This window comes from Mycobacterium sp. (assembly GCF_052144515.1).
Taxonomy (GTDB): domain Bacteria; phylum Actinomycetota; class Actinomycetes; order Mycobacteriales; family Mycobacteriaceae; genus Mycobacterium.
In genome coordinates this window covers 1-5,382 of record NZ_JBKQQD010000029.1, presented here as the reverse complement: position 1 = coordinate 5,382, position 5,382 = coordinate 1, and the positions used below count along the sequence as shown (strand labels likewise).

Sequence of the window (5,382 nt, the reverse complement as noted above, 5' to 3'; positions counted from 1 at the left end):
GTGAGGGTGCTGTGAGCTTGTGCCTGTTCGCCGATGACGGCACCGAGACCGTGCTGCCGCTGACGGCGCGCACCGGCGACGTCTGGCATGCCTATGTTCCTGGCGTCCGCGCCGGGCAGCGCTACGGCTATCGGGTCGACGGGCCGTGGAATCCGGGTGCGGGGTTGTGGGCCAATGAGGCCAAGCTGCTGCTGGACCCGTGGTCGAAGGCCATCGACGGCGGCTATGACGGTGACCCGTCGGCGTGCGCGCACCTGCCCGGTGACCGCTCCGGCCCGGACCCGCGCGACTCGGCGCCGCACACCCCTCGCTCGGCGGTGGTCGATCCGAGCTTTGAGTGGGGCGGCGACACACCGCCGGGCATCGCGATGGCCGACTCGGTCATCTACGAAACCCATGTACGGGGCTTGACCAAACAACACCCCCAGGTGCCCGACTCGGTGAAGGGTACCTACGCTGGGTTGGCCAGCGACCCGATCATCAAGCACCTCACCTCGCTGGGTATCACCGCCGTCGAGTTGATGCCGGTGCACCAATTCCTGCCCGCCGCAACGCCGGTGCCCCTAGGGCTGACCGACTATTGGGGCTACATGAGCATCGGCTTTTTCGCCCCGCACGGCGCATACTGTTCGGCCGGCACGCGGGGCCAGCAGGTCACCGAGTTCAAATCGATGGTCAAGGCGCTGCACCGCGCCGGCATTGAGGTGATCCTCGACGTGGTTTACAACCACACGGCGGAAGGCAATCCCGACGGTCCGAGCGTGGCGTTCCGTGGGCTGGACAACCCGAGCTATTACTGGCTGAACCCGGCTGACCCGAGCAATTACTACGACTACAGCGGCACCGGCAACACGCTGGATGCCGGCGAGCCCGAGGTGCTGCGGCTGATCTTGTCCAGCCTGCGCTACTGGGCCAGCGAGATGCACGTGGACGGGTTCCGTTTCGACTTGGCCGCCGTGCTGGCCCGCCAGGAGGGCAATCTGGAGAAGTTCGCGGCGTTTTTGGACCTGGTCTATCAGGACCCGGTGATCTCGCAGGTCAAGCTGATCGGCGAACCGTGGGACGCCAACGGCGGTTACGTGCTGGGCCAGTTCCCGCCGCCCTGGGCGCAGTGGAACGACCACTATCGCGCCAATGTGCGCGACTTTTGGCGGGCCCAGGCCGGCATCGGGCAGCTGGCCACCCGGCTGGTCGGTTCTCATGACGTGTTCGCTGCCGCCGATCAGACCCCGGAGTCATCGGTCAACGTCGTCACCTGTCACGACGGCTTTACGCTGACCGACCTGGTGTCCTACAACGCCAAGCACAACGAGGCCAACGGAAACAACAACAGCGACGGCAGCGACGACAACCGGTCCTGGAACTGCGGCACAGAGGGACCCACCACCGATGCGGGCATCGCGGCGTTGCGCGCCCGGCAGCGGCGAAACTTCCTGGCCACCATGCTGATATCCCAAGGCGTCCCAATGATTCTGGGTGGGGACGAGATCGGGCGCACCCAGCAAGGCAACAACAACACCTACTGCCAAGACAACGCCGTCAGCTACTACGACTGGAACCTGGATCAGGAACGCCGCGACCTTTTGGCTTTCACCACGAAGGCGATCGAGCTACGAAAAGCCCACCCGGTGTTTCGGCGCCGCAGCTTTCTCACCGGCCAGCAGCCCAGGCCCGGCAGCGGCGAGGACGTGGCCTGGTTATGGACAGATGGCACACGCATGACACCGGATCACTGGAATTCGGGATCGCTGGCATTTGCCGTGTGGCTCAGCGGCGCAGCGCTCACCGACACCGACACCGACGGGAAGGCGCTCACCGACGATACCTTTCTGATCTTGTTCAACGCTTCCTGGAACTCGCAGGTTTTCACCCTGCCGTCGTCCAGCCTCGGCACCACATGGATGCCGGTGCTTGACACCACACAGGCCACCGGCTCGGCCGCGCCGGGCTCGCCGCCGCTGACCGCTGGCACACAGTGCAGCGTGGGCGCCCGAAGCCTGCTCGCGCTTGTCCGGAGAGACTGACATGCCTTTGGGCCGCCGATTACCCTGCCATGACGGGGCTATACGAGGCGGACGATGAAGAACATCGTGGTTTGCTTCGACGGCACCGGAAACGAGGTCCGGGCCACTGGCAACACGAACGTTGTGCAGATGTTCCGCCGGTTATGTCATGACACTGACCGGCAGCTGACGTACTACAACCCCGGGGTCGGAACGTTTTCTGCCGCTGGTGCATGGACGCCACTTGCCCAATGGATCTCGCGTCTGATGGGTGACGCATTTGGTGCGGGCATGCGCGCTGAGCTGCAGGAGGCATACCAGTTTTTGATCAACCATTGGGTCCCTGGCGATCGGCTGTTTATCTTTGGCTTCAGCCGCGGGGCGTACTGCGCGCGGGCTCTGACGGGAATGCTGCATCTGATCGGTGTGATGCGGCCCGGCGCCGACAACCTCATCCGGTACGCGGTCAGCAACTATGCGCGCACCAACCCCGGATGGGCCGACCAGGATTGGCACCAGGCCCGCCAGTTCGCCTCGATCATGTCGCAGAATGTCGCCAGTCACCACAGCGTGCCGGTGACCTATCTGGGCCTGTGGGACACGGTTAAGGCGCCCGGCATTTTGCGGCGCAGCATGGATTGGCCGTTCACTCGGGAACTGCCGAATGTGCTGGCGGGGAGACACGCGGTATCCATCGACGAGAAACGCCGCCCGTTCCGCGAATATCTCATCGACCCGAAGCAGTCCGCGATCGAAGAGGTGTGGTTCGCCGGTGTGCATTCCGACATCGGCGGCGGGTTCCTGGACCAACCATGCCTGGGTGACATCGCCCTGAAGTGGATCGTTGAAGGAGCGCAGCAGGCCGGGCTCCTGCTCGGCGGCGACCTGCCGTTGCCGGCGCTGACCATCGACAACGCAACGGCCACTATTCACCAAATGGCCTGGTACTGGATCTTGTTGACCTACCGCCGTCGGCCCGTGCCTGGAAACGCTCTCATACACGCCAGCGTTGCCCAGCGAATGGCGAAGCAACCGGGGTATGGCCAATACCTTCCGCGCGACTCGTGGGCAGATCCGGGCTGGTTGACCGATGCGCCCGGAAACCCGTGACTGCCTCTTGTCGCCACCAGCGTGAAAGTACACCGGTCGCCATGTGATGACGAATCTGGAACTCGAGAAAAGGCTTAACAATCTGTTCGCGGCGGGGACCAGGGGAGTCGACGCGATGCGCGAAGGCCTGCTCTAAAGTCCGTATCCCACCACTTCACCGCTCCGGTCTGGATTTGTGAAGCGCTTCGGCCAAGGGCTGCAATACGTTTCGTCATTGGCGGCATTGATGCGGCTTCGAGGTGATCGAATAATGTTGCACTGGAACGGAAAAATCGAGATGAAAGGGTCGGCCAGAAGGAGGGAGGCAGGCCGAGCCCTTTCGCGCCCCGCCAAATGCGGGGCACCTCTGTTGGTGCGCCACCTAAAGGGCCGCCCGTGCGCAATTTTTCGACTTCGAGGTGTGAATCCCGCTGAGCCGCATGGATTGTCGTGAATACGATTCGTAGGTCTAGCCGCGGATGGTTGGCGAACCAGTGGTTGATCTGTTTGCCCTTGTTGGGCTTTTAGCCTTTCGGGCTTGCGTGCGGCCACTAATTGTGCCGATCCCGGTCCACTGAGCGGACCGAAGCCTTGCCCGCCAGCACGGCTCCGGGGACCATCATGAGGAATCGTGTGCCAGAAGGAGGTTGCAATGGGTAGTCCAGGCATCGGGCAATTTGTAACGGACTGTGGTGGTGGCGTATGGGTCAATAGCAATACGTCGTGCCCGTTCGCCCAGAATGTCCACGAACAGTGGATGTCCCAGGCCGGAGGGTCTTCGGCGTTGATCGAGGCCACCAGCCCCGAAACGGGGCAGACCTACACGATGGCCTGTGTGAGGGCAGCCGATGGTTCAGTCACTTGCATTGGCGGAAACGAGGCGGCGGTTTGGTTCCAGGTTGAATAGCACCTAGCCGATGACATGCCGCCAGCCGAAATATGCGGCGCACAATGCCGTCGAGTTCACGATGAGCTTAGTGCGACTTCACGATGACCGGTTGCCGTGACGGCAGCTGAGGGAATCGCGGATGTGGGAACACCTCTGTCCGCTGAGTAGGGGTGTCGTTAAGAAGCGTGTCACCAGGTACATGAGCGACTGGGTGTCAGCGCCAGTCGGCTCCTGGTCCAAGCAGGCTGGTGATCCCCCGTATGGCTGCGGGTGAGGGTTTGAAGTATCGGCGCAGGTTCTCGGGTTTGCGGTGGCGCGATTTGGCCATGAGCTAAGCAACGACGCCCCGCTTCGCCGAGGTGCGTGAGGCCGGAGTGGCGCAGCTCGTGCGGATCCCAGCCGGTGCCGGGTCCGGCGGTGGCGGTCGCGGCGTCGAGCAGGGCGCGGGCCTGTCCGTAGGACAGCCGCGCGTGGCCCGGTGTCGGGGCAGACGTCGCGGTCGCCGACGGCCGTGCCGGGGGCAGGTTTGCGGTGTCCGACGAACAGCGGTCCGCGGGTGCGGTCGCGGATCAGGCGGGGCAGCAGGCGGCCGGCGCCGGCGTCCCAGTACACGGTGTCGAGCTGGTATTCGGCGTGGGTCGCGCCGCGACGTCGGGTGCGGGGTTTAGCGCCCTTGGACTTCACCGGGCAGCAGCGCGCAGCCAGGTCCAGGTCTTCGATGTTGACTTGCAGCAGTTCCTCTGCGCGAGCGCAGGTTTCGTAGAGCATCCGCCACAGCGTCTTCTCCCGCACGTGGATGTCGCGGCGGGCGATGAGCCGGTCGAGCGCGATGCGGCTGCGGACCGGGGTGTCGGAGTCCGGCGGGGTGGAGCGTTTGATCCGGACCGGGACGGTCGGCGCGGTGTGCCCCTGCTCGCGGCACCACGTGAGCCAGGCCAGCACGGCGGCGCGCCGCGCGTTCCAGGTGTTGACCGCCGCCTCGCCTCACAGGAATTCGAGGGCGTCGCCGATCTCGTCGTCGGCGACGCCGGCCATGCGGCGGCCCCGGCCCAGATCGCGCAGAGCAGTGTCGGGGTCGCGCGCCACGAGCCGGTCGGCGGTCTTGACCACGGCGATGGCGTAGGCGCGGCGGGTGTTCGGCGAGCGGACCTGGTCGAGGAAAGCGTCGTCGGCGGCGCGGACGGTGATGCCCGCGGCGGGCCGGAGATGACGGATGGTGCCCGACACCCGGACCCTCCTTCGCTTGCCACAGATAACGGGGCCGCTTCGCGCACTGAGGTTGTCCCGGGTCTCGTGGAAGTTGAGGTGGCGGTCCCCCGCTTGATTCCTGCCGTGTGGTAGGTGTCGGGCGTTCCGCCAAAGAACACCAACAGCAAGGGGACCGCCGTGAAGAAGAGTAGC

At 64.7% G+C, this 5,382-nt stretch carries 4 protein-coding genes; 2 read left to right on the top strand and 2 right to left on the bottom strand.

The features are described from left to right. Nucleotides 1-2,024, top strand: a 2,024-nt coding sequence (gene glgX / locus ACLP9N_RS01375) for a glycogen debranching protein GlgX (protein ID WP_442405714.1), incomplete at its 5' end; no start/stop codon positions are given. Nucleotides 2,025-2,078: 54 nt separating this feature from the next. Next, a complete protein-coding gene (locus ACLP9N_RS01370; protein ID WP_442405713.1) occupies nucleotides 2,079-3,113 on the top strand; it encodes a DUF2235 domain-containing protein in 1,035 nt (344 codons plus the stop codon). A 964-nt stretch (nucleotides 3,114-4,077) separates the two neighbouring features. Here ACLP9N_RS01370 and ACLP9N_RS01365 read toward each other — a convergent pair. Then, on the bottom strand, nucleotides 4,078-4,923 hold the full coding sequence (locus tag ACLP9N_RS01365; RefSeq protein ID WP_442405712.1) for a hypothetical protein: 846 nt from the start codon (nucleotides 4,921-4,923) through the stop codon (nucleotides 4,078-4,080). A 42-nt stretch (nucleotides 4,924-4,965) separates the two neighbouring features. Then, entirely contained in the window at nucleotides 4,966-5,208 is a 243-nt protein-coding gene (locus ACLP9N_RS01360) for a hypothetical protein (protein WP_442405711.1), read from the bottom strand. Nucleotides 5,209-5,382 lie beyond the last annotated feature (174 nt).